At 54.1% G+C, this 26,065-nt stretch carries 40 protein-coding genes; 10 read left to right on the forward strand and 30 right to left on the reverse strand.

Annotation, left to right across the window (positions count from 1 at the left end):
- Position 1 precedes the first annotated feature (1 nt).
- The 17 genes from HV302_RS28455 to HV302_RS24805 all read right to left on the reverse strand — a co-directional run bounded on the left by HV302_RS28455 (position 2) and on the right by HV302_RS24805 (position 9,828).
- Positions 2 to 1,147, reverse strand: a complete 1,146-nt coding sequence (locus HV302_RS28455) for a phage tail protein (protein ID WP_326928741.1) — start codon at positions 1,145 to 1,147, stop codon at positions 2 to 4.
- Complete coding sequence (locus tag HV302_RS24730) at positions 1,144 to 1,752, reverse strand: phage tail protein I (protein WP_047027873.1); 609 nt, start codon at positions 1,750 to 1,752, stop codon at positions 1,144 to 1,146. Before HV302_RS24730 ends, HV302_RS28455 begins: the two co-directional genes overlap by 4 nt.
- Positions 1,745 to 2,653 carry a baseplate assembly protein gene (locus HV302_RS24735; RefSeq protein ID WP_181626707.1) on the reverse strand — a complete coding sequence of 303 codons (909 nt, stop codon included), beginning with the start codon at positions 2,651 to 2,653 and terminating at the stop codon, positions 1,745 to 1,747. Before HV302_RS24735 ends, HV302_RS24730 begins: the two co-directional genes overlap by 8 nt.
- Before the next feature lie 6 nt (positions 2,654 to 2,659).
- Positions 2,660 to 3,007, reverse strand: coding sequence for a GPW/gp25 family protein (locus tag HV302_RS24740; RefSeq protein ID WP_089620308.1), 348 nt, complete (start codon positions 3,005 to 3,007; stop codon positions 2,660 to 2,662).
- On the reverse strand, positions 3,004 to 3,639 hold the full coding sequence (locus HV302_RS24745; RefSeq protein WP_181626708.1) for a phage baseplate assembly protein V: 636 nt from the start codon (positions 3,637 to 3,639) through the stop codon (positions 3,004 to 3,006). The genes HV302_RS24740 and HV302_RS24745 overlap by 4 nt, the downstream gene beginning before the upstream one ends.
- A gap of 68 nt (positions 3,640 to 3,707) precedes the next feature.
- Positions 3,708 to 4,157, reverse strand: coding sequence for a phage virion morphogenesis protein (locus HV302_RS24750; RefSeq protein WP_040229148.1), 450 nt, complete (start codon positions 4,155 to 4,157; stop codon positions 3,708 to 3,710).
- The gene (locus tag HV302_RS24755) at positions 4,150 to 4,617 is read right to left on the reverse strand and encodes a phage tail protein (RefSeq protein WP_001437785.1); all 468 of its coding nucleotides are present in this window, start codon (positions 4,615 to 4,617) and stop codon (positions 4,150 to 4,152) included. Before HV302_RS24755 ends, HV302_RS24750 begins: the two co-directional genes overlap by 8 nt.
- The gene (gene lysC / locus HV302_RS28085; protein ID WP_306668818.1) at positions 4,580 to 4,825 is read right to left on the reverse strand and encodes an Rz1-like lysis system protein LysC; all 246 of its coding nucleotides are present in this window, start codon (positions 4,823 to 4,825) and stop codon (positions 4,580 to 4,582) included. Before lysC ends, HV302_RS24755 begins: the two co-directional genes overlap by 38 nt.
- Positions 4,725 to 5,135, reverse strand: a complete 411-nt coding sequence (lysB, locus tag HV302_RS28460) for an Rz-like lysis system protein LysB (protein WP_040229153.1) — start codon at positions 5,133 to 5,135, stop codon at positions 4,725 to 4,727. Before lysB ends, lysC begins: the two co-directional genes overlap by 101 nt.
- A complete protein-coding gene (locus tag HV302_RS24770; protein WP_044068238.1) occupies positions 5,135 to 5,566 on the reverse strand; it encodes a DNZ54_00345 family protein in 432 nt (143 codons plus the stop codon). The genes lysB and HV302_RS24770 overlap by 1 nt, the downstream gene beginning before the upstream one ends.
- Complete coding sequence (locus tag HV302_RS24775) at positions 5,563 to 6,075, reverse strand: lysozyme (protein WP_040229157.1); 513 nt, start codon at positions 6,073 to 6,075, stop codon at positions 5,563 to 5,565. Before HV302_RS24775 ends, HV302_RS24770 begins: the two co-directional genes overlap by 4 nt.
- Complete coding sequence (locus HV302_RS24780) at positions 6,059 to 6,280, reverse strand: HP1 family phage holin (protein ID WP_001437784.1); 222 nt, start codon at positions 6,278 to 6,280, stop codon at positions 6,059 to 6,061. The genes HV302_RS24775 and HV302_RS24780 overlap by 17 nt, the downstream gene beginning before the upstream one ends.
- The gene (locus HV302_RS24785) at positions 6,271 to 6,474 is read right to left on the reverse strand and encodes a tail protein X (protein ID WP_040229159.1); all 204 of its coding nucleotides are present in this window, start codon (positions 6,472 to 6,474) and stop codon (positions 6,271 to 6,273) included. The genes HV302_RS24780 and HV302_RS24785 overlap by 10 nt, the downstream gene beginning before the upstream one ends.
- Positions 6,474 to 6,983: a head completion/stabilization protein gene (locus tag HV302_RS24790; protein WP_000214252.1), complete on the reverse strand. Its 510-nt coding sequence runs from the start codon at positions 6,981 to 6,983 to the stop codon at positions 6,474 to 6,476. Before HV302_RS24790 ends, HV302_RS24785 begins: the two co-directional genes overlap by 1 nt.
- 93 nt (positions 6,984 to 7,076) lie before the next feature.
- On the reverse strand, positions 7,077 to 7,826 hold the full coding sequence (locus tag HV302_RS24795) for a phage terminase small subunit (RefSeq protein WP_181626709.1): 750 nt from the start codon (positions 7,824 to 7,826) through the stop codon (positions 7,077 to 7,079).
- A 4-nt stretch (positions 7,827 to 7,830) separates the two neighbouring features.
- Complete coding sequence (locus HV302_RS24800) at positions 7,831 to 8,898, reverse strand: phage major capsid protein, P2 family (RefSeq protein WP_181626710.1); 1,068 nt, start codon at positions 8,896 to 8,898, stop codon at positions 7,831 to 7,833.
- Between the two features lie 75 nt (positions 8,899 to 8,973).
- The gene (locus HV302_RS24805; protein WP_181626711.1) at positions 8,974 to 9,828 is read right to left on the reverse strand and encodes a GPO family capsid scaffolding protein; all 855 of its coding nucleotides are present in this window, start codon (positions 9,826 to 9,828) and stop codon (positions 8,974 to 8,976) included.
- A gap of 165 nt (positions 9,829 to 9,993) precedes the next feature.
- Here HV302_RS24805 and HV302_RS24810 point away from each other — a divergent pair, with 165 nt between their 5' ends.
- From HV302_RS24810 to HV302_RS24830, 5 genes are read left to right on the forward strand one after another with little or no spacing between them, the layout of a single operon-like run.
- Positions 9,994 to 11,763 carry a terminase ATPase subunit family protein gene (locus HV302_RS24810; RefSeq protein WP_040229165.1) on the forward strand — a complete coding sequence of 590 codons (1,770 nt, stop codon included), beginning with the start codon at positions 9,994 to 9,996 and terminating at the stop codon, positions 11,761 to 11,763.
- Positions 11,763 to 12,509: a terminase large subunit domain-containing protein gene (locus HV302_RS24815; RefSeq protein ID WP_175098592.1), complete on the forward strand. Its 747-nt coding sequence runs from the start codon at positions 11,763 to 11,765 to the stop codon at positions 12,507 to 12,509. The genes HV302_RS24810 and HV302_RS24815 overlap by 1 nt, the downstream gene beginning before the upstream one ends.
- The gene (locus HV302_RS24820; protein ID WP_181626712.1) at positions 12,506 to 13,528 is read left to right on the forward strand and encodes a phage portal protein; all 1,023 of its coding nucleotides are present in this window, start codon (positions 12,506 to 12,508) and stop codon (positions 13,526 to 13,528) included. Before HV302_RS24815 ends, HV302_RS24820 begins: the two co-directional genes overlap by 4 nt.
- A 19-nt stretch (positions 13,529 to 13,547) precedes the next feature.
- Positions 13,548 to 13,748 carry a hypothetical protein gene (locus tag HV302_RS24825; protein WP_181626713.1) on the forward strand — a complete coding sequence of 67 codons (201 nt, stop codon included), beginning with the start codon at positions 13,548 to 13,550 and terminating at the stop codon, positions 13,746 to 13,748.
- 9 nt (positions 13,749 to 13,757) lie between these two features.
- The gene (locus HV302_RS24830; protein WP_032448420.1) at positions 13,758 to 13,937 is read left to right on the forward strand and encodes a hypothetical protein; all 180 of its coding nucleotides are present in this window, start codon (positions 13,758 to 13,760) and stop codon (positions 13,935 to 13,937) included.
- 67 nt (positions 13,938 to 14,004) lie between these two features.
- Here HV302_RS24830 and HV302_RS28465 read toward each other — a convergent pair whose 3' ends face one another.
- From HV302_RS28465 to HV302_RS24870, 9 genes are all read right to left on the reverse strand, one after another.
- Positions 14,005 to 14,241, reverse strand: coding sequence for a hypothetical protein (locus HV302_RS28465; protein ID WP_032448419.1), 237 nt, complete (start codon positions 14,239 to 14,241; stop codon positions 14,005 to 14,007).
- Entirely contained in the window at positions 14,241 to 14,417 is a 177-nt protein-coding gene (locus tag HV302_RS24835) for a hypothetical protein (RefSeq protein WP_032237148.1), read from the reverse strand. The genes HV302_RS28465 and HV302_RS24835 overlap by 1 nt, the downstream gene beginning before the upstream one ends.
- A gap of 5 nt (positions 14,418 to 14,422) precedes the next feature.
- A complete protein-coding gene (locus HV302_RS24840; RefSeq protein ID WP_181626714.1) occupies positions 14,423 to 16,711 on the reverse strand; it encodes a replication endonuclease in 2,289 nt (762 codons plus the stop codon).
- Complete coding sequence (locus HV302_RS24845; RefSeq protein ID WP_032279457.1) at positions 16,701 to 16,976, reverse strand: DUF5405 family protein; 276 nt, start codon at positions 16,974 to 16,976, stop codon at positions 16,701 to 16,703. The genes HV302_RS24840 and HV302_RS24845 overlap by 11 nt, the downstream gene beginning before the upstream one ends.
- On the reverse strand, positions 16,973 to 17,197 hold the full coding sequence (locus HV302_RS24850) for a TraR/DksA C4-type zinc finger protein (RefSeq protein WP_016243384.1): 225 nt from the start codon (positions 17,195 to 17,197) through the stop codon (positions 16,973 to 16,975). Before HV302_RS24850 ends, HV302_RS24845 begins: the two co-directional genes overlap by 4 nt.
- 4 nt (positions 17,198 to 17,201) lie before the next feature.
- Positions 17,202 to 17,498 carry a DUF5405 family protein gene (locus HV302_RS24855; protein ID WP_032237107.1) on the reverse strand — a complete coding sequence of 99 codons (297 nt, stop codon included), beginning with the start codon at positions 17,496 to 17,498 and terminating at the stop codon, positions 17,202 to 17,204.
- The gene (locus HV302_RS24860; RefSeq protein ID WP_032237106.1) at positions 17,498 to 17,722 is read right to left on the reverse strand and encodes a DUF2732 family protein; all 225 of its coding nucleotides are present in this window, start codon (positions 17,720 to 17,722) and stop codon (positions 17,498 to 17,500) included. The genes HV302_RS24855 and HV302_RS24860 overlap by 1 nt, the downstream gene beginning before the upstream one ends.
- Before the next feature lie 63 nt (positions 17,723 to 17,785).
- A complete protein-coding gene (locus HV302_RS24865; RefSeq protein WP_001670778.1) occupies positions 17,786 to 18,286 on the reverse strand; it encodes a hypothetical protein in 501 nt (166 codons plus the stop codon).
- 169 nt (positions 18,287 to 18,455) lie between these two features.
- Complete coding sequence (locus HV302_RS24870) at positions 18,456 to 18,728, reverse strand: Cox family DNA-binding protein (RefSeq protein WP_016243380.1); 273 nt, start codon at positions 18,726 to 18,728, stop codon at positions 18,456 to 18,458.
- Between the two features lie 153 nt (positions 18,729 to 18,881).
- On the opposite strand from HV302_RS24870, the gene HV302_RS24875 reads away from it, so the two are divergent.
- A complete protein-coding gene (locus tag HV302_RS24875) occupies positions 18,882 to 19,175 on the forward strand; it encodes a helix-turn-helix domain-containing protein (RefSeq protein ID WP_032237105.1) in 294 nt (97 codons plus the stop codon).
- A gap of 69 nt (positions 19,176 to 19,244) precedes the next feature.
- Entirely contained in the window at positions 19,245 to 20,225 is a 981-nt protein-coding gene (locus HV302_RS24880) for a phage integrase (protein ID WP_175136015.1), read from the forward strand.
- A 3-nt stretch (positions 20,226 to 20,228) separates the two neighbouring features.
- Here the strand turns inward: HV302_RS24880 and HV302_RS24885 are convergent, their stop codons facing one another.
- A complete protein-coding gene (locus tag HV302_RS24885) occupies positions 20,229 to 20,465 on the reverse strand; it encodes a hypothetical protein (RefSeq protein ID WP_032237103.1) in 237 nt (78 codons plus the stop codon).
- Here HV302_RS24885 and HV302_RS24890 point away from each other — a divergent pair.
- Positions 20,449 to 20,784: a hypothetical protein gene (locus tag HV302_RS24890; protein WP_032267783.1), complete on the forward strand. Its 336-nt coding sequence runs from the start codon at positions 20,449 to 20,451 to the stop codon at positions 20,782 to 20,784. The two genes, HV302_RS24885 and HV302_RS24890, sit on opposite strands and share 17 nt — an antisense overlap.
- 187 nt (positions 20,785 to 20,971) lie before the next feature.
- Here HV302_RS24890 and cpxP read toward each other — a convergent pair whose 3' ends face one another.
- Entirely contained in the window at positions 20,972 to 21,472 is a 501-nt protein-coding gene (gene cpxP, locus HV302_RS24895; protein WP_016155211.1) for a cell-envelope stress modulator CpxP, read from the reverse strand.
- Positions 21,473 to 21,622: 150 nt separating this feature from the next.
- Here cpxP and cpxR point away from each other — a divergent pair, with 150 nt between their 5' ends.
- The gene (cpxR, locus tag HV302_RS24900; RefSeq protein WP_006686193.1) at positions 21,623 to 22,321 is read left to right on the forward strand and encodes an envelope stress response regulator transcription factor CpxR; all 699 of its coding nucleotides are present in this window, start codon (positions 21,623 to 21,625) and stop codon (positions 22,319 to 22,321) included.
- Positions 22,318 to 23,691 carry an envelope stress sensor histidine kinase CpxA gene (gene cpxA, locus HV302_RS24905; protein ID WP_181626715.1) on the forward strand — a complete coding sequence of 458 codons (1,374 nt, stop codon included), beginning with the start codon at positions 22,318 to 22,320 and terminating at the stop codon, positions 23,689 to 23,691. The genes cpxR and cpxA overlap by 4 nt, the downstream gene beginning before the upstream one ends.
- A 40-nt stretch (positions 23,692 to 23,731) precedes the next feature.
- On the opposite strand, the gene HV302_RS24910 is transcribed toward cpxA, so the two are convergent.
- Together HV302_RS24910 and HV302_RS24915 are read right to left on the reverse strand one after the other, a co-directional pair.
- A complete protein-coding gene (locus tag HV302_RS24910) occupies positions 23,732 to 24,982 on the reverse strand; it encodes an MFS transporter (protein ID WP_094761768.1) in 1,251 nt (416 codons plus the stop codon).
- A gap of 118 nt (positions 24,983 to 25,100) precedes the next feature.
- Positions 25,101 to 26,057: a sugar phosphate isomerase/epimerase family protein gene (locus HV302_RS24915; protein ID WP_181626716.1), complete on the reverse strand. Its 957-nt coding sequence runs from the start codon at positions 26,055 to 26,057 to the stop codon at positions 25,101 to 25,103.
- Between the last annotated feature and the right edge of the window lie 8 nt (positions 26,058 to 26,065).

The raw sequence follows: 26,065 nt of genomic DNA on the forward strand, positions 1-26,065 counted from the left end.
ATTAATACCCTGTAGCTTCATAATGTATGGTTGGCACCTCACCCAATACAGTTGTGGTATATGCAACAGTAAATCGTGTTTTTGACACATCCTGCCCCGAATCAGTATCACGATGTACGGCCAAATATTTTCCTGCCATAGGATTTTGATTCTGGTATGAATACGAGGCCAGCGTAGCAATTGTTGATATCTGTGCATTCGGAAAGGCTTTTGGGAAAATGACTCTATAATAGTGCGTATAATATGTAACACCTCCCAACTCTGACGAATTGAAATTTCCTACAGGCGTCAGCGAAACAACTCCGACCTGCCTAATTATTCCATTTGGCAGGGTATCCCACGAATTTTGCCCGTTTCGTAACACGCCAAACGCTGCCATATCCGGCAATTGCCCTGTTCCGGTACCGACGCCGCGAGTAGATGCCTCCCCCAAACCAAGATTTTGTCTTGCCAACGGAATATTTGGCAGATCAGAAAGATTCCGGTCTCTGGCAAGCCGTGCGCTGGCGTTATCCATAGCGATTTTTACCGCCTTGGATGTCGCGGCGGTTGCTTCGCTATCACTTACCGTACTGCTGTTAAGCTTCACAAATCCCTTTTCAGACGTTGAAGCATCAGGGTGATTGCGGGATTGCTCATGCATTCTTAGTGCGCTGCCAGTGTAAGTTTTGACCTCGATGACCTTCTCGTCGACATACTGGCGCGTTGCCAGCACGACCGACGGGTCAATTTTCAGGGTGATTGCTGACGTGCTCGACACAATCAGAATCATGCGAATGGTCTGCGTGCGGCCGCTTCCCTCCTGCAGTTGAGGTTTGTAGGTTTCCGGGCAGTTCGCCACGGCAATCAGAATGCCGTCGTCGTCGTAGAGACCAATCTCGCGGATCCAGAAACCGCCCTCATTCTCGGGAATAATCTGTTCCGCGATAATCTGGCTGGTATTGGCCGGGTCAACGGTCAGCAGGTTCAGCGGCGCAATGCGTTTCTGGTTAATGAGCTTCGTCTGCGCCAGGTCAGGGGTCGGCAGCACACCATTAGCATCACCGACGGCCATCTGCGTCAGGTTGAGCTTGGTGCCGAGTGCCGCCGCGTTCGCCAGTCGCGCCGCGCCCTGATTGGTCAGAATGGCAAAATATTTTGCGGTCATGCGTTCACTCTCAGGTTATCAATCAAATGGATGGCCGAGGCCGGGTAATATTCACCGCCGACGACAATTTCCTCGGGGGTGTAGGGGTAAACAGTCAGCGCGTCGCCGTGATAGCATCCCGCGCCGACATACAGTTCGCCGGTCGAGCTCAGACTGATAGCCAGCCCGGTCAGGTGGCGACTTGCCGGTTTGGCGTCTTCAATCAGGCGCTCAAGCTCCTGATACATTTCGTCAGTGATGCCACTGTCGAGCACACCGACAACGAGGCGAAATGTGCCGGGCTCCTCGTCGAGCTGCCACCACTCGCGCACCTCAATCAGAAAGCCGAGCGGCTCAACCACCCGACGCAATGCGCTGATGGTGCCTTTGTGCTGATGGACGAAAAACGAAGACGCGCAGACGCTGCGCTTTGTCGCCTCCGGCCACTTCTCATCCCACCGGTCGACCGACAGCGCCCACGCCAGATACGGCAGCAGGTTTACCGGGCAGGTACGCCAGTTCCACAGGGTGCGCAACGGTACCGGCACTCGCTGAATCTCAGAGAGTGCAGCAGCGGCGGCAACTTCCAGCGGCGACGAGCCAACGGGTAACAGCCGGTCACTCATCCGAGCCCCCGATAGTTATCTGGTACTCGGTGCAGTTCGACGCCTGCGACTTACTCAGCACTATGTCGGCCTGCGGTGATGCCAGCTCGACACGCTGCACCCCCTCAACATGCAGCGCCGCATAAATGGCTGACAGACGGATATCACGCCCGAGGCGGTGCTGCGCGCTGATGTAGCTCTGCAGCTTCTGCTCTGATGCCTGCCTGATGGGTTCAGATTCGGGACCGGGGTAAACGTAGAGCGTCGCGTCAATCTGGTACGGCACAATCTCGGCTGACTGGACGGTAACCCGGTCGGCCACCGGGCGCACATCTTCGGCGTTCAGCGCTTTATCAACAATCGCCAGTAGTTCAGGGCTGGCAGTGCCGTCACCCTCGCGCGATAGTACGGTAATCGTCACGCAGGCTGGCGACGGACTTGCGACCGAGACGTCAGCGACCCGCCCGTCGGCGCTGCGACCGTGATACTCATATGCGCCGACCGGACCCGCCACGCTCAATCCCTCAAACGCCTGTTGCGTGCGCAGTCGCAGGTCAGTATCAGATTCCATAACGGCAGGTGTCGGCGGGATGGTGATGTCATCCGCCGGGGTGATGGTCAGGCGTTCGGTATTGTTGTTCCCGGCCACGACGTCGAGGTCGTTACCGGCGGAGTAGGCCAGCGTCACCGCCTGCGCGGCTTCGTTCACCCGCTGACGCCAGATAACTTCACGGTAGGCGTTTTCCTGCAGCAGCTTAACAATCGGCTCTGACTCAAGTGTGAGCGTCCGGGCAATGGCCTCCTGTTGGTCTTCGGGATAGAGCGAAATCAGCGTCGCAATGCGTTCCGCAAGGATAGTTTCATAGTCCAGTTCCTCAACCACATCGGGAACGGGTAACTGACTCAGGTCAACGGTTGCCATAGTGATTTAACTCAGTGAAACAGTGGTTGAAACTGACGCACCGGTATCGGTACGCATCCCGGTAATATCGACATACATTTCGCCAGCGTCGCCGGTCTCAAAGTTGATGGCGGTAAGCCTGATGCGCGGCTCCCACTTCTGGATAGCCGAATAGCACGCCACCATAATTTGCAGCCTGAGCGCCGGATTTTGCGGCATATCAATCAGCGCCGACAGAAGCGAGCCATATTCACGGCGCATCACCCGCGAGCCGACCGGCGTCAGCAGTATGTCGCGCATGCTCTGGCTGATGTGTTCAGTGTCGCTGATGCCGAGGCCGGTATTTCGGTTCATACCCTGATAGCGCGCCGTCATAACGGTGCCCCCGTTTGCCCGCCGCTGTCGCCTGGGTGTTTATGGGTGTGGAGTACCTTGCCATTAGACGACAGTGACCCGCCGGTATGTTCGATATTGCCGCTCATCTTGCCGCCTTTCTGCACCTCAAGCGTCGCCGTCGTTAGCTTATTGGTGCAAATCACCTCCGGGGTGTCGAGGGTGATACTGGTCGAGGCTTTCACCAGTACCAGCGGTACGGTTGCGGTGATGGACTCCGATGCCGTCACGTCGGCTGTTTTGATGCCGCTGACCGTCAGCGCACTGGTCTCTGGCTCGTACTCAATGACCGCCCCATCAGGGAAAGCCACATGCCACGCATCCGCCGAGGCAGACGGGGCGGGGTTATCGTCGGAGAAAATCCCCGGCAGCACGAAAGCGGTATCAAGCTCGCCACCGATTGCCAGCAGCAGAACCTGCTCACCGACCGAGGGAGCCCACCACGTGCGCGAACGACCGGCGCGGGTGGTCAGCCAGTTCAGCCATGTAGTCTGGATCCCGCCGCTTTGTACGCGGCACAGCCCCTGCACGGTATCAACCTCAGTCACCACACCTGAGCGGATGAGGTTGCGAATCGCGCGCGCGAGCTCCTGTATCGTGGATAACGTATTCATAGTGCAAGGATGCCTCTGGTCTGGAGTCGCGCCAATTCGCGCGGCTCCGGTGGTGGTTCACACAATATTTATTTGCCGAGGTGCCTGATAATGACGTCTTCAATCATCTGCTCATCGTCGCGGGTGAAACCGAGCAACGGGCGCGCATCGTACTGCACATCCCGGCTGTTGCGGTTTGGCCGGTCTTTGAGCCCGTACTGATGCACCCGCGCCATGCGCTGCACCTTGCCGGTAAACTCCACCACCGCCGCACTGTCGCTGCCTTTGGCTTTCATAAAGCGGTTGGTGCGCAGTCTGGCGAACATTTCTCGCTTAATGCGGCCTTTCTTGCTCCGCACCGGCTGGCGCTTACGCGCGGCATACGGGGTGCCGTCGGGTGCCTGCTGGCGCTTGATGCGCTGTTGCTGACTGGTACGCAGCTTTTTCGCAATCTCAGCCGCCATTTGCCGACGCGCCACCGGTGACAGGCTGGCAATCAGACCGGCAAGGCGTTCCTGCAGCGCGGTTAACTCACTCATCCCACTTACTCACCAGTTCGCCGTTAACGTACAGCTCGACCGGGCGCGTCACCGGCTCAGGCAGCGGCGGCTCGGGGGCATAGCTGACATGCAGCGCGCCGTCGACCTCTTTGACGAGCGTGCGCTCGGTGAGCCTCAGGCTGATACTGATATCGAGCGAATCGTCGTTATTGATATCAATAATCCAGGTGAATCCTTTTTCCCGCCCGTCGTCGGTGGTCATAATGTCCGGCTGATGTTCACGCAGCCACGCCTGCACCGGCACGAATATCAAATCAAGGTCACCGGTGAAATCGGTCACCACCACGTTAAGCACGTACACCTTTTCAAACGACAGCGAGCTCGCCAGTCGGGAATCGGTATGGCCGTTATCGGCAAACAGGCGCAGCATATCGGGGTTATTTCGGAGCTGCGGCACGGCGTTAATCAGCGCTTTGCGCAGGCTTTTGTGCTTCTGCATCGAGTTCATCCTGACAGTGTTTGACGGTTTTGACCTGTAGCGCGCAGGCGATCAGCGCGCCCTCAAGGCGGCGGATATCTGCGCTCAGGTCACCATTGGTTTTCGGGTCACTTCCCGGCATCGGGCAAAGGCTCACTCTCGGGCATCCGTTGACCACAATCACCGGCGCTGGCGCAGGCGGCGCGGGTGTGCAGCCGACGCACAACATCAGGCAGAGCAGCGTTATACCAGCGGCGAAAGGCTTCATTTTCATTAAGTAACCTCGTTATCGTCTGCTCACGGCGGCTGGCCTCTGCGCTTGCCTTTGCGAGCTGTTCGCGCAGTGCCACCTGCGCGGATTCATTACGTCGGGCGAGCTGACCTGCAACACTGAGCTGATTTTTCAGCATGCCAATCGTCGTCTTTTGTTCGCTCGCGACGCGGTTTGCCGCCTCAAAGGAGCGGGATAAATTGCCGTTCTCATGCCGCAACCACAGCAGCCCGAGCACAGCCAGCACCAGCGCAGAGGCCAGAAACATCACAATGACTCTGGACACAGGCCAGCCCCCTCAATGCGCTGGCGGTAGGTCTCGCGAACGGCCTTAAAGGTCAGCATACAAATCAGGTAAATCAGAGCCGTAAGGATCCAGCCAGCCCCAAGCAGACAGCCCGTGGTAACAGAGAAAATAATGAGAGACCATGCCCGCCGCCCCTGAGAGGGCTTACGGCAAAAAACGGCGCGAAATATCTTCATCAGGTCTGGATTGACGGGAATACTTTTGCCCGTATTTCGCAGCCAGTGCTCATAAGCGACCACACCGGCGACGCTCGCCGTAATGCAGATGAAACTGCCAAACAGCGCCCACGCGGCAACAAAGTTGACGGCGGCGCTTTGCGGCGATGCCAGCCCCCAAAGCAGCACCAGTGCCAGCAGGGCGTCGAACATCAGGGAACGTAAATATTTTTTCATTGGGTTACTCCTTTCATGCAATACGCCAGTTCCCGCGCGCGGCGGTTTTCCAGCCCTTTGTTTTTAGTGCCATTGACGTACACCCAGCGGGTAAGCTGGTCGCATGCCTGCCACCACTGATGACGCTTGATGTAAGAGACCAGCGTCGAGCGACAGGCTGCGCCGGTGCCGACGTTAAAAGAGAAACTGACCAGCGCGTCGTAAACAGGTTGCGGCATGGTGGCCGGCACGCAGACCGCGAGACGGCGCTCGGTATTCAGCACGTCGGCGACCAGATTTACCGCCGCTTCGCGCTCGGTGATATCGCGTTTCGGTACCACCCCGGCAGTGTGGCCGATGCCTGACGTCCACACGCCCGCGCTACACTGGTAAGGTGTCAGGCGACACCCTTCAAGGTCGGCAATCAGCGCCAGACCATCAGGCGAGGTATTCAGCAGACGAAAATCAGGCATCAGTGCCGCCAGCGCCAGCACTGCGGCCACACTGCAACGTTTAACGATTGAGCTCACGGGTCACCCCTTTGTCGATTCCCATTTCGGTCAGGTAACGAAAGGTTTTGCGCCGGTACCAGAAATTCACCGCCGCCGTAAAAATGGCGCACAGACTACCCACATAAAGCGCCAGTTTTTCGGGCGACATTGCCCCGAAATACGCCAGCCCCACGGCCAGCCAGTAGGCGATAAACGTGGTGATTTTTTCCATACTCAGTCCCATAGGTTCAGGGTCTCCGCCGTGGGTGATGTTTCAACGTCGGGCAGGTCAACCGCCGTGCCATGCGGCAGAATGACGCCCAGCTCAGACAGGCCGGGATTAGCCTGCAGCACCGTCTCGACCACGCCCTCAGTGCGCCCGTAATACCGGGCGCAAAGCGCGTCGAGGGTATCGCCCTGCATCGCGTAGACTTTCATCAGAGCTGACCCACGATGCAGCGCGGCTTATCCTGCAGGCGCGAGACCGACCAGCGCATATCCCGCCACAGGTCATCAATGGTGGTTTCGACGCTGTCGGCTTTTTTGTCACCCTTGCCGGTGGCCTCAACCCCGCGATAACGCTCATACAGGGTGGCGGTCGCCATCGCCGTCACGGCGCTGAGGTAGTGGAAAACGCGCACATTCTCGCCGTCGATTTCCTCGGCGTCAGGCACGTCGGCCAGTGTCTTAAACCCGGCAGCAATCTGGCGCAGCCGGTAGTCGTAAAGCTCCGCATTGGTTTCCGCCATGCCGGTCTTGATGGCGTTGCGCAGGCGCGCATCGGAAACCGTCTGCTCAAGGCGCATCAGCTCGCGCACGCGCTTCGGATCCACATCAGGAAAAAAGAACGTATTTTTAATCACTGCGTCGCCCGTCTCCGGTGCGGGAATCACCACGCCCGGTACGTCCTGCGGTTCGTCGGGCTGATTCAGTATTACTGTCGTCATGACAACCTCATTAGGTTGGGCGGTGGACGCCGGTCGCCGTCAGGGTCAAAACCCGCTTTGACCGGCGTGCCGCCCGGCTCGGGGAGCGTTCAGTTAACCGGCGGTTTTTACCGCCTTTGGTGGACGCCCGCGCTTTGCCGCCGGTTTGGTGGCAGGTTTGCGCGTGCGCGGTTTAGTCGTTTTACGGGGTGCTGCCTCTGGCTTTGGCTTCAATGCGCGCTCCAGTCGCTCAATCTCTTTGCGCACACCGGCATTGCGGTCGAGCTGCATCGCGCGCTGAAACTGCGCCAGCGCGTCGGCGTTCTGACCGGCATCACGCAGGGTCAGGCCAGTCACCTTATGCAGACGGGCGCGCACCATATCGGGAACGTCAGCGCCGTCGGTCAGGCTGAGGGTGGTCAGCAGTAATGCGAGGTCGACAGGCTCACCGGCATCGCGCAGGCGCAGTGCGGCAAGTGCCACCTCCTCAACCAGCATGTAAGGCGTGGTGCGACGATGGTCTGAGGTGAGGCCGTATTTCAGCGCGTAGGGTGCAACTTCCAGCGCGCCAGCGATATCACCGGCATCGAGACGCCATAGCATGACGGTCATGACAATGTCATCCTGCGCACCACGGCCATCAGCCAGCACACCCGCGACCCACGGCGCATAGAACGGCAGCAGCTCGCGCTTTTTCGCGGCTTTGAGTTCGTTTGAACGGATGTTTTTTAACGTGCGGCGGTCTTCGGCCAGCTTTACCAGCATCTGCTCGTAGGCGGTTGCATGGCGCAGCGGGGCTTGTTCCCGCTGCGCGGCTTGAGAGGCCGAGACCCGCATCATGTGACGCTGTGCGGGGCTCGTCATGGGCTTACACTCCGCCTTCCGGTACTTCTGGTGCGGTGAAATCGCCCAGGGTGATGTTTTCCAGCAGACACCCGGCGGCATACGCCTCGACCACATAGTCGATGTTCATCGACTCGTAGTTTTCCACGCGGTCTTTTTTCGGGTTCTCATCAATGCTGCGGCGGTGGCTCTCATCCATGAAGTAGATAGAGAGGTTTTCCAGCGTGGTGACGAATACCGCATTCGCCGGGAAGTACGGCACGCGCACGGCGGGCAGGTTACCGATGCGCTTCTGGCTGATGATGATATCCGCCGCGAGCGACTCGGTGTTTTCCTGCTGCTTGTTGACCAGCGGGAAATATTTGTCGGCCAGCAGCTTACGGCCAACGATGGCAACGAGTTTCGGGTCATCCTGATAAATCTCATCAATCAGGTTATTGGTACCGTCCATCACCAGCGCGTCGAGGTTTTCATAGTCGCCATTTTTACCAACACGAATGACAGCAGAAACGACGTTGCCGTCAGCATCGGTGATTTTGCTCATCACGCGCGCCGGGGCTTCGTTGCGGTACTTCTGCAGCCAGCCGACGGCCACATCCTGCAGCATCGGATTTTTACTGCGGTCTGAGGTATCAGCGCGAGTGGTACCGTTGAACCCGGCCATGATGAAATCCAGTGCCTGACGCTGGACAATGGCGTCACGGATGCGGCGCTGGAAGTCCTGAAAACGCGCCCACAGGTCGAGGCGTTTATAGGTCAGGTGGAAGTCAAAGTTAATCTGATTGCACTCGTACTTGTTGGACTCAAGCGCGGTGAAATCTGCGGTCTGGCGTTCTTTGTCGCCCGAGGTGTCGGTCGTGCTGGCGATGGTGCCGGTCACACCGACGCCGATTTTCTCACCCTTCATTTCTGCGACCGGCAGAATGTTAATCGTCTGCAAAAATGCGGATGACGCCTGCACGGTGTTCATCAGCGTTTGCGTGACGGACGGCTCGACGGTGAATTTTTTGCTGACGTCATCAACGCTGATGCCGTTCAGTTTGGCGAGCTGGGTCAGATAGGCATTGAACTTGAAACGGGTTTCCTGACGCATAGTATTTCCTGTTTGAATTAATCGGTTAGTCACAGCATCGGGCGGGGTTGCCGCCCGGTTTCGGTCTGCGGTTTATCAGCAGTCGGTCAGCAGCTCATCGCCGCCACCGCCGCTGGCTTTCGCGCGTCGCGGCTGGCTGAAACTTTCGGTTTTGTCGAGGGTGGTTTTCAGGGCGGAAAATGCCTGGCTGGTTTCGTCAACCTTGCCGGTCACTTCCTGTTTGAAAGTGGCAAACGCGGTTTCCATATCGGAAATGCGCTTATCCTGCGCGGTCAGATTGGTCTGCACATGTTCGCTGACGGTGGTCACCGCTTCATGCACATCATTCAGACGCGCATCGTCGCTGACCTGCTTACGGCTGAAAATGGCTTTCACCTTATCGGCCAGGCTGTTGAGCACCGTGTCGGGAACGTCTTCAAATTCCAGCTCGGCCAGCGTGGCAGCGGAAAAGACGTTTTCAGGGTTGGCCTTAAAGCGCTGCAAAGGGTTGTGCTTCGCGTTGCGGCAGAATTCGAGGTATTCAGTGCCGAGGCTCGCCGGGTCATCTGTGACGGCCAGACCAACGAGGTAGCATTTGCCGGTGTTGGCAAAATTCGGCTGAATTTCCATTGAGGTGTAGACCTTCTGCGCGGCTTTATTCATCGCAATAAGGTCATCGGTCGGGGTGATTTTAGCGAACAACGCCCATTTGCCGTTAAGCGCAGAATCGTCGTCAATCTTCTCGGCTTTCAGTTCGACCACATCGCCATAACGCTTGAATACGCCATCGGGCAGCAGGCCGCGCAGGTGTTCAAGGTTGATACGGCAACCGTAGACGCGCGGGTCGTAGGTTTCGGCCATTTCCTGAATATCGCTGGCGCTGATAATGCGCCCGTCGCAGGTATCACCCTCGACGCCGATGCGAAAGAACTTTGAGACTTTTTTTGCCATTGTCAGGAGTCCTGAGGTTGGGGTTACTGGTCACCGCCAGTTTCCAGACTCAGGACACGCCAGACCACCAATGACGACTGGACAACCGCCCACACAACAGCACCTTAGCGAATCACTGACGGCCATTAAGTAGCCTTGCCCTGAATCCACTACGGCGAGGCATCAATGACCATTTCCACCGATACAACCTTGTTGCATGACCCGCGACGGCAGGCATCGCTGCTTTACTGGCAGGGTTTTTCCGTGCCACAGATTGCCGAAATGCTGCAGGTCAAGCGCCCGACCGTGCAGAGCTGGAAGCAGCGCGACGGCTGGGACGGCATCGCACCGATTTCCCGCGTCGAAAGCAGCCTTGAGGCGCGCCTGATTCAGCTCATCGCCAAGCCGCAAAAGTCAGGCGGCGACTTCAAAGAGATTGACCTGCTCGGGCGGCAGATTGAGCGACTGGCGCGCGTTAATCGCTACAGTCAGACCGGTAACGAGGTCGACCTTAACCCCAATGTCGCCAACCGCAACAAGGGCGAGCGCAAGAAGCCGAAAAAGAACTTTTTCAGCGACGAGGCTATCGGGAAGCTGGAGGAACTATTTTTCGACCAGTCTTTCGAGTACCAGTTGCAGTGGTACCGCGCAGGGCTGGCGCACCGTATTCGCGACATTCTCAAATCCCGCCAGATTGGCGCGACGTTCTATTTCTCCCGCGAGGCGCTACTGCGCGCGCTCAAGACCGGCCACAACCAGATATTTCTGTCGGCCAGTAAAACGCAGGCTTACGTGTTCCGCGAGTACATCATCCAGTTTGCGCGGCTGGTCGACGTCGACCTGACCGGCGACCCGATTGTCATCGGCAACAACGGCGCAAAGCTGATTTTTCTCGGTACCAATTCCAACACCGCGCAGAGCCATAACGGCGACCTGTATGTCGATGAAATATTCTGGATCCCGAATTTTCAGAAGCTGCGCAAAGTCGCGTCGGGCATGGCCTCGCAGAAGCACCTGCGCTCAACCTACTTTTCGACACCTTCCACGCTGGCGCACGGCGCTTACCCCTTCTGGTCTGGCGAACTGTTCAACAAGGGGCGCAGCCGTATTGCCGACCGCATCGAAATCGACATCAGTCACAGCGCGCTCGCCGGTGGCCAGCTCTGCGACGATGGCCAGTGGCGGCAGATTGTCACCATTGAGGATGCCCTTGCCGGTGGTTGCACCCTGTTCGACCTCGACCAGCTCAAACGCGAAAACAGTGATGAGGACTTTAAAAACCTGTTTATGTGCGAGTTTGTCGACGATAAAGCGTCGGTATTCCCGTTCGAGGAGCTGCAGCGCTGCATGGTCGACGTGATGGAAGAATGGGAGGACTTTGCCCCGTTCGCCGACCATCCGTTCGGCTCGCGCCCGGTCTGGATTGGCTACGACCCGTCACACACCGGCGACAGCGCCGGGTGCGTCGTACTCGCGCCGCCGGTGGTCTCGGGTGGCAAGTTCCGCATGCTGGAGCGCCACCAGTGGAAAGGCATGGACTTTGCCGCGCAGGCAGAGGGCATCCGCAAACTGACCGAGAAATACAACGTCGAATACATAGGCATTGACGCAACCGGCCTCGGTCTCGGCGTGTTCCAGTTGGTGCGCTCATTCTACCCGGCGGCACGCGGCATCCGTTACACGCCTGAGATGAAAACCGCAATGGTGCTCAAGGCAAAAGACACCATTCGCCGCGGCTGTCTGGAGTACGACGCCGGGGCAACCGACGTCACGCAGTCGTTTATGTCCATCCGCAAAACCATGACCAGCAGCGGGCGCAGCGCCACCTACGAGGCCAGCCGCACCGAGGAAGCCAGTCACGCCGATATCGCATGGGCGACCATGCACGCCCTGTTAAACGAACCGCTTTCCGCCGGTAGCGGCATGCAGCCTAAATCTATTCTGGAGTTTAATTAATGAAAAATAACGTTTTCTCACAAAGCCAGATTCAGGCAATGGCCGATATTCTGCACAATGACAGCTTTGACTATCAGGCAACATGGTTGCGTGTCGGGAAACTCAATATCGACCGCAGCATCACCAAATCGCGCCAGATTGGCGCAACGCAGCTCTTTAGTCGCGAGGCGCTGCTCGATGCGCTGACAACGGGCGATAATCAGGTCTGGTTTGCTCACACCATTGAGCATGCGCGCGTGGCGCTGATGTACATGAACAACCTTTCGGCGCGCGTCGGCGTCCGCCTGACGAGTAACGGCCACATCCTGCAGCTCGACGGCGGGGCGGTCATTAGATTTGTCGGCGAGGAATCCCATTGCGCCGCGCTGGCGGGTAACGTCTACCTTGATGAGTTCGGATGGTTCAATAACCCGCTAAGAGCGGCAAAAGTCGCGGCGGCTATCGCCTGCCATAAACGCCACAGCCTGACGATGTTCACCTCTCCCTCTTATAATCATGACGCTTTCCGGGTATGGAATGGCACGCTCCGCAATCACCGACCGTCACCGCGAATCAATACCGGCGACAGCGTATTTTGCACTGATGGTGTCTGGCGTCAGTCGGTCACTCTGGATGCAGCATGTCAGCGCGGGTGCAATCTCTTTGCGCCTGAGGAAATTAAACGCGAATACAGCGACGATGATTATCGTCTGCTGTTTGGCTGCGACTGGTCTTTCGCTGTTGCAGCGGGTGAGGTGGCAGCATGAGCAAGCGCAAACCACGCAAAACAGTCGCCACGACCGCCAGCACCCCGCAAAAAATGGAGGCGTTCACCTTCGGCGAGCCGGTGCCGGTACTCGATAAGCGTGACATTCTGGATTACGTCGAGTGCATCAGTAACGGTAAATGGTACGAGCCGCCGGTCAGCTTCTCCGGGCTGGCAAAGAGCCTGCGCTCTGCTGTACATCACAGCTCCCCGATTTACGTTAAACGCAACGTGCTCGCTAGCACCTACATTCCGCACCCGCTGCTGTCCCGTCAGGATTTCAGCCGCTTTGCGCTCGACTATCTGGTATTCGGCAACGCCTTTCTTGAGCAGCGCCACAGCGTCACCGGCCAGTTAATCAAGCTGCTGGCCTCACCGGCCAAATACACCCGGCGCGGGGTCGACGATTCGATTTTCTGGTTTGTGGAAAACTTCACTCTACCGCACGAGTTCGCGCCTGATACCGTGTTTCACCTGCTGGAGCCCGATATTAATCAGGAGATTTACGGCCTGCCCGAATATCTCAGCGCGCTTAATTCCGCCTGGCTGAATGAAGCCGCGACGCTGTTCCGCCGCAAGTATTACCAGAACGGCGCGCACGCGGGTTACATCATGTATGTGACTGACCCGGCGCAGAGTGCGACCGACGTCGAATCGTTGCGCGAGGCGATGCGCAACTCGAAAGGGCTCGGCAACTTTAAGAACCTGTTTTTCTACGCCCCCGGCGGAAAACCGGACGGCATCAAAATCGTGCCGTTGAGCGAAGTCGCCACAAAGGATGACTTTTTCAACATAAAGAAAGCCAGCGCCGCCGACCTGATGGACGCACACCGCGTACCGTTCCAGCTCATGGGCGGTAAGCCTGAGAATATCGGCTCACTCGGTGACGTTGAGAAGGTGGCAAGGGTATTCGTGCGTAACGAGCTGTCGCCCCTGCAGGACAGGTTCAGGGAGGTAAACGACTGGCTCGGCATGGAGGTCATCAGGTTCAAAGAGTACACCCTCGGCAACCCGGAATAATCCCCCTCAAGCCGCCATCATGGCGGCTTTTTCATACCCCGCCACCATCACGCCTCAGACGCGCCACGCGCGCACCACCACACCCGACCACCAACGAACCGACAGCGACCACGACCGCGCCATCACGACGCGCTCAGACGATAATTTTTATTATTACGCACCACCGCTGGCGCGCAATGCTTTCCCCGCCACGCCTGCCCGCTTTATGGGTCGGTTTTAATGCAGTTGCATGACCACTCTGGATCCGCGCCAGCACTGGCGGCGCACGGCCAAGACGGGCAAGCCTGACGCATGCAAAACAATGCACCTGTTGCATGCACGGCTTAAAAACTGGAAATTCGCGGAAAAATGGCATAAAAAACCGGCTTTAATCGTGCCGGTTGGGGGCGGTCTCTACGGGGCAGGCTAACGCCTCGCGGGGCTCGTTGTTCAACCCCGCCAGCACTGAAAGCGAGTTTCAGCACCGGCGGCGTTTGCTATGGTCGGCGGGGCGGCGGAATAATCTGACCTCTCGCCGGTGTAAACGCCTCAATTTTCGGATTACTAATATCGTACAGCCTGCCGTAATTATCCCTGACTATTTCGGCGCACCCGACCAGCTCGGCGGGGGTCAAATTCTCATTGACCATTATCTGCTGCAGGCGATGAACGATAGCCATTAACTTAATATTTCTGGTCTGGTGCTGCGGTATTTCACCTCGAATTACATGCATCAGTCATCCCCCCATGCATCATGCCAGGCATCCGCAACACTTCGGCCAGAATCATAATCTTCTCTCCATGCATCCGCGTCAGAAGCGCTACCGCCGCGCAGCTCTGCATAATCTATTAATTGCTCGTGCCATTCCTCAAAACTAGCGGTTCTATTTGTCGATGCAAAATCAGCCATTTCAATCACCATTGTTGATTTGTTGAGAACCCCGGCCACTCATCAGCAACCGGATATGTGAATTTCTGCCCGTCGTATGTCACGGATGCCCCGCGCGCCAGCGCCTCAAGCTCCCAGCGTTTCGGTGTGATGCCATGCTGCGCAAGGTCAAAGCGAATGCGCGGTATTTGCGCGCGCTCGGATTTAGTCAGCCTGCCTGATGGGGCGACGTCATGCGGTTTTAACGGCTCTCCGCTTCTTTGCTGGCGATTTTGCTGTGGCGCGTCGTGTTTTAATGCATCTCTGAGCGCCGTCACGACTTCGGGGTCATCCCATGCGATAACCCCGTCATCAACGAGATTTAGCACCGCTGCGGCGTGCTCAGACGGTGTTTTGGTCATAACTGGAACGTCACCGCCGGTGAGCTTTCCACAGTTATTGACAGGACTCCGAGGCGCGGCGATGCCGCTTTTTAAGGTCAAAGGCTCAACGGCCAAAACCTTTGGAACGATGCGCCATTCTGATGACCGGGTAATGTGAACGTGACGCGCGCCGAGGTGAGGCGCGTAAATACCGACCACCCTCTCGATATCCTCTTCGTAGTCGTTAACCTCATCACTGACGCTACGGGCGACCCTGACGGTCTGGCCGTCGCGCGGGACATTTGCGCCGCCCTGAGCGGTGATATACAGGTCGAAATCGCCGCCATCAGCCGCGGCGCGTGCTGCTTCGACACGCTCGTCAAACTCGTCAGCAATACTGACCCCGCGAGGCAGCTTGCGCAGCTCACGGTAAGCCCCCATCGTCGGCAGACCAATCGGCTTAAACTGAGGTATTCGCCACGTTGACGCCCATGCAGTAACAGCGGCGGCGGTATCTTTGAGCGGCTTGCCGGTATCTTTATCGAGCTCGCCATCAAGTGCGTAACCGTCGATATTTTTGGCGATGTATTTCGCGATGTACCCGGCCGCACCGCCTTTGTTCAGGTGCTTAGCCTGAAAGCGGTTGCGAGCTGCACCGCGCTCGTCGCCATCTTCTTTGAGAGCATAACGACGCATAATTTCGGTAATTTCTTTGCGCTGCTGGCGCTTGCAAAACAGCATCATGTGCCAGTGCGGCGTCCCGTCGTGGTGCGGTTCGACAACACGCATACCGTAAACCTGCAAATCATTATCTTTGAAAGCGGTACGCATCAGGCTCCAGATACGGCAAAGGTAACGCTGCGCATCCTTCGGAGTGTAAGCCTCACCATTCCAGCCATGATTAAGCTGTACAGTCTTATCTTTACCCTTCCCGACCTGACGTGTCGGGTGATACTTCGACGGTGCAGTCAGCGTGATAAACATACCGACATCACCCTCAGCAGCGGCATAACGCTCAATCCCCGCGATGGTGTTCATCAGTTCCATGCGGCGAATTTCAGGATTGGAAATACTCCCCATCACTTTGCTGATAAGGTCGATACGTTCGCCGGTAACTTTGTTTTCCAGCTCGCAGGATTTCAGGTATTCAAGATTTGCCAGGCGACGTGCATGCACATCACGGACGGCGTGTTTACTGGCATACGGCGAGCGGTCTTTATTCACCTCACCTGCAGCAATCAGCAGCGCTTCATGCCAGCGCATGCGCTGCGCCTTAAGCTGGATAGTCCACCATTCATCGTTAATCAGTCGAGCGACGGCGGAAAATGCCTGTCGGATTGTCATCTGGCCTTTGCGGTATTTCTTCCAGAAAAGCGGGGCAACATTAAAAGCACGAGCTGCGCCAGCAACATGACCGTACAGGTGCGCCTGAGCCTCATCGGTAAAAAGCGACTCTTTGCCACCGTGCGCCTCAGCCCATGCGTCGCTTAACTCCTCGTACATAATGAAAAGCTGCGAGGCGATACGAGACGCAAATTTTTTCAGCTCTTTATCGTTCATCCCCGGCAGGCGCGCGTAACTCTCACTTTCAGCAAGAAACAGCAGCGACGCCTCTGTATTCATTTCGTTACGTTGATTAACCCGCTCAATGCGCGGCCACAACCGGCGCAGAAATGTCGACTTGAGGAAATACAGCCCATGCACAGGGCTTTTGTTGCGCCTGATATATTCATAGCGCGAGGTAAACAGAGAACTTAAAAAGTAAGGCAGGCGGTCAATTTTGGATAAAACGCCTTGCACCTGACGCAGCTCGTCACGTGTAAGGGGTCTCTCGAGCCCAATAGCCTCACGCGGCGCGTTCCATGAGTAAACACCGGCAAACTCTTTGCCGGTGCCTTTTGCAAATGGTGGTGGCGGTGTAGGGGCAGAACGCCCCCGAATATCAACGGCCATTTGCGTCAAAAGCCCGTAAACACTGCTGACCGAGCAGCTCAACCTGAGCGCTCAGCGCTTCAAAAGAGACAGCGTTGCCGCTCAAAATATCGTGATGAATCAGACCAGAAACGAGCTGGTTTAATTTGGGGTAATAGCCGACAACATCCAGCCACTCTTTACCGGCATTCTTCCCTGTTTCGGCGGTCTTTTTCTCCTGCAAAATGAACTGAAAACGGTCACTTGTGACGACATAGCGCTCGCCAATCTCGATACGAATGCTCATGCCTGCCCCCGAAAGTGTTTAGCTTTTGACTCAAGCGCTGACTGACAGTAGACACAGCGTGTCGCCGACGGATATGCCGCACGGCGGTCGGCAGGGATTGGTGCGTCACATTCTTCGCAAACCAACGCAGCAGCGCCGCACGGCTTCACCCGAGCGGCGTTAATCTGGCGAGTCAGTGATTCCGTCTGTCGCTCCTGAATGTGATCCATATAATCCGGCATTGATTTAGCTCCTCTCTTTGTTCAGCTTTTTAAACTCACCGACGCAGTAACCGGTCAGCTCAATGGTTAATTTCGATAATTCATCGACGGTGGTGATTTGCTTATGAAAAACGGCGCGTTTCACAAGCAAATTGACCACATCCGTCAGGAGGTTTAATTCACTCGAATAAATAGCGATGGTTGATTCCGTCATTGCTCCGGTTTCTTTATCGCGCTTAATGTCAGCAAGCGATAATTCACCGTTTTTCATAACCGCAATCTTTAGCCAGTTATTAAGTAATACGGAGTGCATCAGAGACATTAAAGAGACTCCCCGCGAGAAAGACCGATATTATGGAACTTGATGGATTCCTGACTGAGTAACTCGACAATCTCCACGCGCGACAAATCTGCGCCAGCTATATGACGGATTAAACCGTCCAGATGAGAGGAAAAGCGCGTGGCCGCATCGGCCTGTGCTTCGGCTCGCGCCTGTTGCAACATTAATGAGAAGTTACTGCGCTGCTTTCCTGTTACTGTATGCATGACTTTCTCCAGACAAAAAGAAGCCCCGCACAATTAAGTGCGTAAAAAACTACGGTTGTTTATTTAATGCAGATATTGCTCAGGCTTTACCGAAGTTAATATTGTTGGTGCATATTCAAATAAATTAAAAAGCTCTCGCAATGCACGAAATAAGGCATCACGCCAATAACAGGAATCTTCATTAATACGCCAGTAAGGCTGATTAAATTCTTTTTCAGTTAATCCGGCATGCATAAACAAAGTGCGGCGTTGGCTGACCGTCAAAAAACTAATATACGCATACTCACTCGCGCCAACCTGTCGACGTCTGGAAAATGCAGCACGCAGCTCATCAATAGCGCAAACTAATCGCTCACGGTCTACATCGTTCATTTCTTCAAAACGCATCGTCGCGTGACGCTGCTTTAACTGAGCATGAAAACAAACGGTCAGGCGCTCACGTTCCATCATCTGATTGTAAAAGTCGCAGCTATCCTGCCAGCGAGGCGCGGCCAGATATTTACCAATCAGACCGCGCAGAGCTGCTGGCTGTTTCTCCACGATACCGAGTGTCATTACAGGCATTTCCAGAACCTCCGGGATTTCAGAAAAGCAAAAACGGCGCTTATAGCGCTCGGTTTTTTGGTGCGGATGATGATGCCCTTGCGCCCTCTGCCGTGGGTGATAGTGAAATCCATCGCCCTCGGGCTCTCGTTACGCAATAACTGAGCAATGCAACGAGGCTCATTCATAATCAAAGCCCCATCCAAAGCAGCCACGCGTCACGCTGTTCTACCGGTCGGTTGTAGAACGCCTCACGAACTGCGCGATTAAATTCCGGGATGAAAACCCACTTTTCACCGGCGCGAGCATTCGGCTTACTTGGATCCCGAAGCTCGATAACTGGCAATTTATTCTCTTTGACCATCTTGGTAACTGCCGATTCTGGCTTACCAAGCAACTCGGCAAACTTCACCGTATGCACCGCGTCAAGCGGGTACTGAATCACATAATCATTGGCTTCCATTGGTTAGCCCCTTTTTGCTTTCGTGTTACCCTTGTTAGATCCAGTCCCTTCTAAGTCGCCCCCGTCCTTTTGGGGACTGGTTTATGCGCCTTAAAAGGTTCTCATCTGCACACCTTTTGAGGGAATATAGTCTGCAATTGGGAATCATGTCAAATGAAAATGTCTCAGAAGCTCCGCGCAATTAGAAAGGCGGAAGGGCTTACTCAAGCAAAGTTTTGCGAGCTAACAGGGTTGGCAATAAGCACTCTAAAAAACTATGAAGGTGAACATCGAGAACCGGGGATCCAAATCGTTACGCAGATAGTGAATACGGCGTTATTCAAAAAATATACGCTCTGGATAATGACCGATGAGACAGCCCCGCAAGCTGGTCAGATAGCACCGGCTTTCGCACACATTGGGCAAGAATCAACAGAATCAGACCACTCCGAGAAACAGACTGGTTAACTCTCTACAAACATTACATTTTCACCATTTGTTACCAAGATGGTGAGTACAGCGCCGGAGGGCTTTCTTATGCCAATTAAGAAGCTCGATGATGGTCGCTATGAAGTGGACATTAGACCTCGCGGCCGCGACGGAAAACGCATCCGCAGGAAGTTTGAAAGAAAAGCTGAGGCTGTAGCATTTGAGCGATACACAATCGCCAACGCCAGCCAGAAAGAATGGGCAGGCCAGCGAACAGACCGCCGCACCCTGTCAGAGCTGTTAGAGGCATGGTGGAAGTATCACGGCCAGAATCACGAACACGGAGAAAAAGAGCGAGGGCATTTGCGCAAAACCATCAGCGGATTGGGTGACATACCGGTCAGCAGGTTAAATAAAAAATGCCTGATGGATTACCGCTCTGTTCGTCTACGCGATGGCATCAGCGCAGCGACGATAAATCGTGACATGTACCGCTTATCGGGCATGTTCACCAAGCTAATCCAGCTAGATGAATTTTCCGGGCAACATCCGATTCATGGACTGCCGCCGCTGGCGGAAGCCAACCCGGAAATGACGTTTCTGGAGAAATCAGAAATTGAGAAGCTGTTGAGTGTTTTGGTTGGTGATGACTTACTGGTCGCGCTTTTGTGCCTGAGCACAGGCGGAAGATGGACAGAAGTTGCCACGCTGAAACCAGCGCAGATAACAAGCTGCAGGGTTACCTTTTTGAAAACCAAAAACGGCAAAAAGCGAACCGTGCCGATTTCTGAGGAGCTGGAGAAGAAAGTTAAAGAGGAGGCCAGTGCTAAATTGTTCAAGGTCGATTATGAGAAGTTTTGCGGAATTTTACGCAGAGTGAAACCTGATATCCCACCCAATCAGGCAACCCATATTCTGCGCCATACCTTCGCAAGCCATTTCATGATGAACGGGGGCAATATTATTGCGCTGCAGCAGATTCTCGGACACGCGAGCATTCAGCAGACGATGGCCTACGCGCACCTTGCGCCTGATTACCTGCAAAACGCAGTAGCGTTAAACCCACTAAAGGGAGGTTTAACGGTTTGATAACTAATCAGGCAGCATAGTCCGTTTGCTATCGACCAGGACGATAAGCGCATCTTGCGATGTAACGTCGTCCTGATAGACGTCAAAGCTTAACCCGTCGGCCTGCGCTTTCCCGGCAGGCCTGAATTTAAGCGACCAGTTGTAACCACAGAGGATGGTCATAACGCCCTTAAAAAGTGGGATGACCAGTTTAATGCGTTTACGCAAAGGGAGTTTTGAAGAAATGACAAACAGTTCCATAAACAAGATCCATTGCAGAGCCAGCGGCAGAAATATTGCCTATTTAGCCAAAGAGCTTGACACCGTGGCCGTTCCTTATCAACGAGGGCCAATGTGTTTCGGTGCTGGCACAACGGAATATATCAACATCCTGCTACCGTTCGGCACTGCTGCCATTGGCGCAGTTGCCGGTGTGTTAGCCGCTTATCTTAAAAAAGATAAAAAGTTGCGGCTTGTTCTCGATGATGGAAAGTTGAAAGAAATTGATGCTTCCAATTACAAGCCAGATGAGCTAATTGCAGCCGTACAAAAAATCAAAGAACTCGACATACTCGATTAGGGAATTAGACCGCCCGAGTGTCCACATAGTGTCCACACCCGGAGAACTTTGTAGCCCTTCCAGTCCCTTACAGGTTTTTTTAAGTTGCTGTTTTTTATGAAAACTGATGTAAGTGATTGATAAAAAAAACCCCCTCATCATGAGGGGGAAGACAGGGATGGTGTCTATGGCAAGGAAAACAGGGTTACTACTGGGAACGTGAGTTGCTACTACTCAATAAATTCAACGATGAGCTTTTTTTCCAGTGCGCTACGTCGCGCAGTTGCTCCATTCGTTGTTCATGTCTCTCATTTAAAACCGCTTGCTGCTCGGGCGTTAACAGGCGATACATCTGGTTGCGAACCTTGGCTATTTCAACCTGGCGGGCAACCTGTTCTTGCGCCATTCTTTCTGCCTGAGCGCGCACAGCGCGTTCATCAAATTTCTCTGCGGTGACAAGGCGATGCATTGTCTCCATTTCGCTAACATTAACAGGAGGCTGTTCGTGTCTTGCCTGCTGCATTAAATCTCGCATCTGTTGACGTTGATGTTCGGTTAAACTGATACCGTCGAACATGTGGCTCTGAACGCTGCGTTGCGCGGAGCCTTCACCCAGGTGCCAGTGATCGCCTGTGACGACTTCAGCTGCATGGCTTAAAGTACTCAGTGCCAGCGTTGAGGCCATGACGGCAGCGGTAACTTTGCCCATCACTTGCTCCCAAAATCTTTTCTGTCGCGATTCAACGAGAGACAGTTTACGATTCGGGCTGCAAACATGCGTCAGGGGGTGTAAAACAACGTAAAGTCATAGATTAGCGACGCCTGATGACGTAATTTCTGCCTCGGAGGTACGTAAACAATGAATAAAATCCTGTTAGTTGATGATGACCGAGAGCTGACTTCCCTGTTAAAGGAGTTGCTCGAAATGGAAGGTTTCGATGTGCTGGTTGCCTATGATGGGGAACAGGCGCTTGAGCTTCTGGATGACAGCATCGATTTACTTTTGCTCGACGTCATGATGCCGAAGAAAAATGGCATTGATACGCTGAAAGCACTTCGTCAGACACACCAGACACCCGTAATCATGCTGACCGCTCGCGGCAGCGAATTGGATCGCGTACTTGGCCTTGAGCTGGGCGCGGACGACTATTTACCCAAACCGTTTAACGACCGTGAACTGGTCGCGCGCATCCGCGCTATTTTGCGTCGCTCACACTGGAGCGAACAGCAGCAGAACAGCGACAACGGTTCGCCGACTCTGGAAGTGGATGCGTTAAGCCTTAATCCGGGTCGCCAGGAAGCCAGCTTTGACGGGCAAACCCTGGAATTAACCGGCACCGAATTCACCCTGCTCTATTTGCTGGCACAGCATCTCGGTCAGGTGGTTTCGCGTGAACACCTGAGCCAGGAAGTGCTGGGCAAACGCCTGACACCTTTCGATCGCGCGATCGACATGCATATCTCGAACCTGCGTCGTAAGCTGCCAGAACGTAAAGACGGACACCCGTGGTTTAAAACCCTGCGCGGTCGCGGCTACCTGATGGTCTCCGCTTCATGATAGGGAGCTTAACCGCGCGCATCTTTGCCATCTTCTGGTTGACGCTGGCACTGGTGTTGATGTTGGTACTGATGTTACCCAAGCTTGATTCACGCCAGATGACCGAGCTACTGGACAGCGAGCAGCGCCAGGGGTTGATGATTGAGCAACACGTTGAAGCTGAACTGGCGAACGATCCACCCAACGATTTAATGTGGTGGCGTCGCTTGTTTCGGGCGATAGACAAGTGGGCGCCGCCAGGACAGCGGTTATTGCTTGTTACGACGGAAGGACGCGTGATCGGCGCAGAACGCAACGAAATGCAGATCATTCGTAACTTTATTGGTCAGGCCGATAACGCCGACCATCCGCAAAAGAAAAAATACGGTCGCGTTGAGATGGTCGGGCCTTTCTCCGTCAGAGACGGCGAAGATAACTACCAGCTGTATCTCATTCGACCTGCCAGCAGCTCACAATCTGACTTTATCAATCTGTTGTTCGACCGACCGCTGTTGTTGCTGTTTGTCACCATGTTAGTCAGCTCTCCGCTACTGCTCTGGCTTGCCTGGAGTCTGGCGAAACCGGCGCGTAAGTTGAAAAACGCGGCGGATGAAGTGGCCCAGGGCAACCTGCGTCAGCATCCGGAACTGGAAGCCGGTCCGCAGGAGTTTCTGGCGGCAGGCGCCAGCTTTAACCAGATGGTGACGGCGCTGGAGCGAATGATGACCTCGCAGCAACGCCTGCTGTCGGACATCTCCCACGAGTTGAGAACGCCGTTGACGCGTCTGCAGTTGGGCACCGCGCTGCTGCGCCGTCGTAGCGGTGAAAGCAAAGAGCTGGAGCGTATTGAAACAGAAGCACATCGGCTGGACAGCATGATCAACGACCTGCTGGTGATGTCACGTAATCAGCAGAAAAACGCGCTGGTCAGTGAAACGGTGAAAGCCAATCAGCTGTGGGGCGAAGTGCTGGATAACGCCGCCTTTGAAGCCGAGCAGATGGGTAAATCACTCACGGTGAATTTCCCGCCGGGCCCGTGGCCGCTGTACGGCAACCCAAATGCGCTGGAAAGCGCGCTGGAAAATATTGTGCGCAATGCCCTGCGTTATTCACACACGCAGATTGAAGTTGGCTTCGCGGTGGATATCGACGGGATTACCATCACCGTAGACGACGATGGCCCGGGCGTTAGCCCTGAAGACAGAGAACAGATTTTCCGTCCGTTCTATCGTACCGATGAGGCGCGCGATCGCGAGTCTGGCGGAACAGGTCTGGGTCTGGCGATTGTTGAAACCGCAATCCAACAGCATCGTGGCTGGGTGAAAGCCGAAGACAGCCCGCTGGGTGGTTTACGGCTGGTAATTTGGTTGCCGCTGTATAAACGCGCTTAACAGGCTTCCCCGGTAACGTCGTACCGGGGAAGTTCTCACATTATGCTGCCACAGTCGCAGCCGCTAGCTTTTGCTTTTTAATCCGCTTCACCAGAATGGTCGAACAGATAAAGCCCATTAAGCTGAATGCAATCATCACGCTAAAGACATAGTTATAGCCCGTAATGCCGCTATTGGTATCCAGTAAATAGCCGTATAACGTATACGCAAACATGGCGGGCATATAACCGATGATACAGCCAAATGCCATCGCCGAACCGGCATATTCACGCGGGGTACCAATCTCATCCATTGGTGCAAAGAAAATGGCGCGCTGTGAGAAAATAATCGCCCCAAATCCTAGCGTCGCCGCCATACCGATATACACATTCATCGTTTGATGTGGCAACAGCATAAAAACAACCATAGCAGCAGCAGAGATCAGAAACGTCCACTTCAGGTAAACCGTAGGTGATTTAGCAACCTTATCCGCCAGCAGCCCACCAATCGGCCCTCCCACCATTTTCAATGCATACTGGTTGATGATGCCGTACGCGCCGACGAGCGCTACCGGCAGCATGTAGATATCTTTTAAGAATGGGATGAAGTAAGTCAGGCCACAGTACGCGGCGTAAACAAAGAAAATCCCTAAAGAAGCCAGCCAGACGTTAGGGCAGGACAACACATGTTTGATACCCTTTAAGACTTCCATGTTTGCACTGGTTTTCTCGCCGCCTTTCACTTTGTCATCATCGACAATAAAGTACGTCACAATACCTGCCGCAAGCGTAATGACCGTATAAAACAGCAGTCCAGCCTGCATCCCCGCTTTACCTTCACCAAACTGGACGAAAACAAACAGAGCGCCAGAAGCGACGATAACATCCACCACGCCGCGTCCTGCTTCTAAAAAGCCAAACATGCGCCCTTGTTCTTCTTGCGTACCTAGCAGACGCACAGCTTTCAGTAATACCGGCCAATAAACCACATCGGCAAAGAACGCCATTGCGGCAAAGCAAATAAGATAACCGGTAAATGACGGTAGCGTCGCCAAATATAAACCGCATAGCCCAACGCCGATCAGACCAAATGGTAATAATATTTTCTTGGAATAACGGTCTGCGATATAGAGCGACAGAAAAAGCCCGGTTGTCTGAACAATCGTATAAACAGTAAAACTTAAACCAATTTGCGTATTAGTTAAACCCCAGTCACTTTGCATTGGCACATAGAAAACGTCTTTCATACTTGAAAGTTTGAATATTGTGCCGCCGCCTAAAATTAAAAAACAGAGCCTTGCCCATTTGTTCATGAACATAATTAAACCCTCATTGCTTGTTGAGAGAAATATTTAAATTAAATCATATAACTAATAAATTAAGAGAGTTATTTTCATAACCCTTTTCGCATTTAATAATATTTAAAGAAGTTTATTTATTACTTGTGAACTTGTCGCATAAATCACGGATATACTTTATTTGAGCAAGAGCATGTTCTTTTTCCTGCGCCAGTCGCGCATCAATCATGTTACTGTCGGGCAGCGGCGTATAGCTTGCATCGCGCCATGGGATCCAGGGATTATCACCTTCATCATCAAAACGAAATGCCGGAGCATAATATTCAACTTCCTCTTCCAGACCAAAAGCATTTACTTGCGGCTTGTCCTCACCTAAAAGTAATAATGCCTTAAGCATCTCTTCCATTGGTAAATCACCGTATCCTGAACGACAAGCCTCATGCCCCCAGCCTTTATCTTCTTTAATAATTTTTGCGTCTTTGATATGCACCTGAGTGATTAGAGGGGACATAACTTCTAACGCAGAAAGCGGCTGCTCATTGGCGTTAATCATGTTGCCAAAATCAAAAAGAATAGAGAGATTCTTCATTCCACTATTATTAACCAGCGTCACCAGTTCATGGCCTTGCAGATCTTCATGCTGTTCGATAGTAAAGCTTAGTCCGCAATCGTCATACTGAGACAACCACGCAATATCATTGGCAATCTTTGCCATGACATCGTTGAGATGTCCTTCATAGCGGGGGTAGAAACGTACTGAAGTTGCGCCAGTTGCCACAGCAATACGGATCGCATCCGTCAATGTCGCATTGTCCGATGCGCTCGTTTCAATATGTACATCGAGGTTATATTTTTTGGCCTTTTCTTTAAAATCGTGCAACTGCCGATCGTTTAGTTTCTGCAGTGATTGGGACTCACCATCCTCAACATGTATTTTCACTCCCTTTAATTGTTGCTGATGCGCAATATCCAGAAGATCGCCTGGAAGGACTCTCTCATAGCGCATATTCAGATGAAAGGCATAAGCATGTAGGTACAGTGGTATATTTCTCGCACGCTCAGCGAGAAGTTCTTGGTTGCATTTTCCCATTATTTTTC

It is taken from the genome of Citrobacter sp. RHBSTW-00859 (assembly GCF_013729795.1).
Lineage (GTDB): Bacteria > Pseudomonadota > Gammaproteobacteria > Enterobacterales > Enterobacteriaceae > Citrobacter > Citrobacter braakii.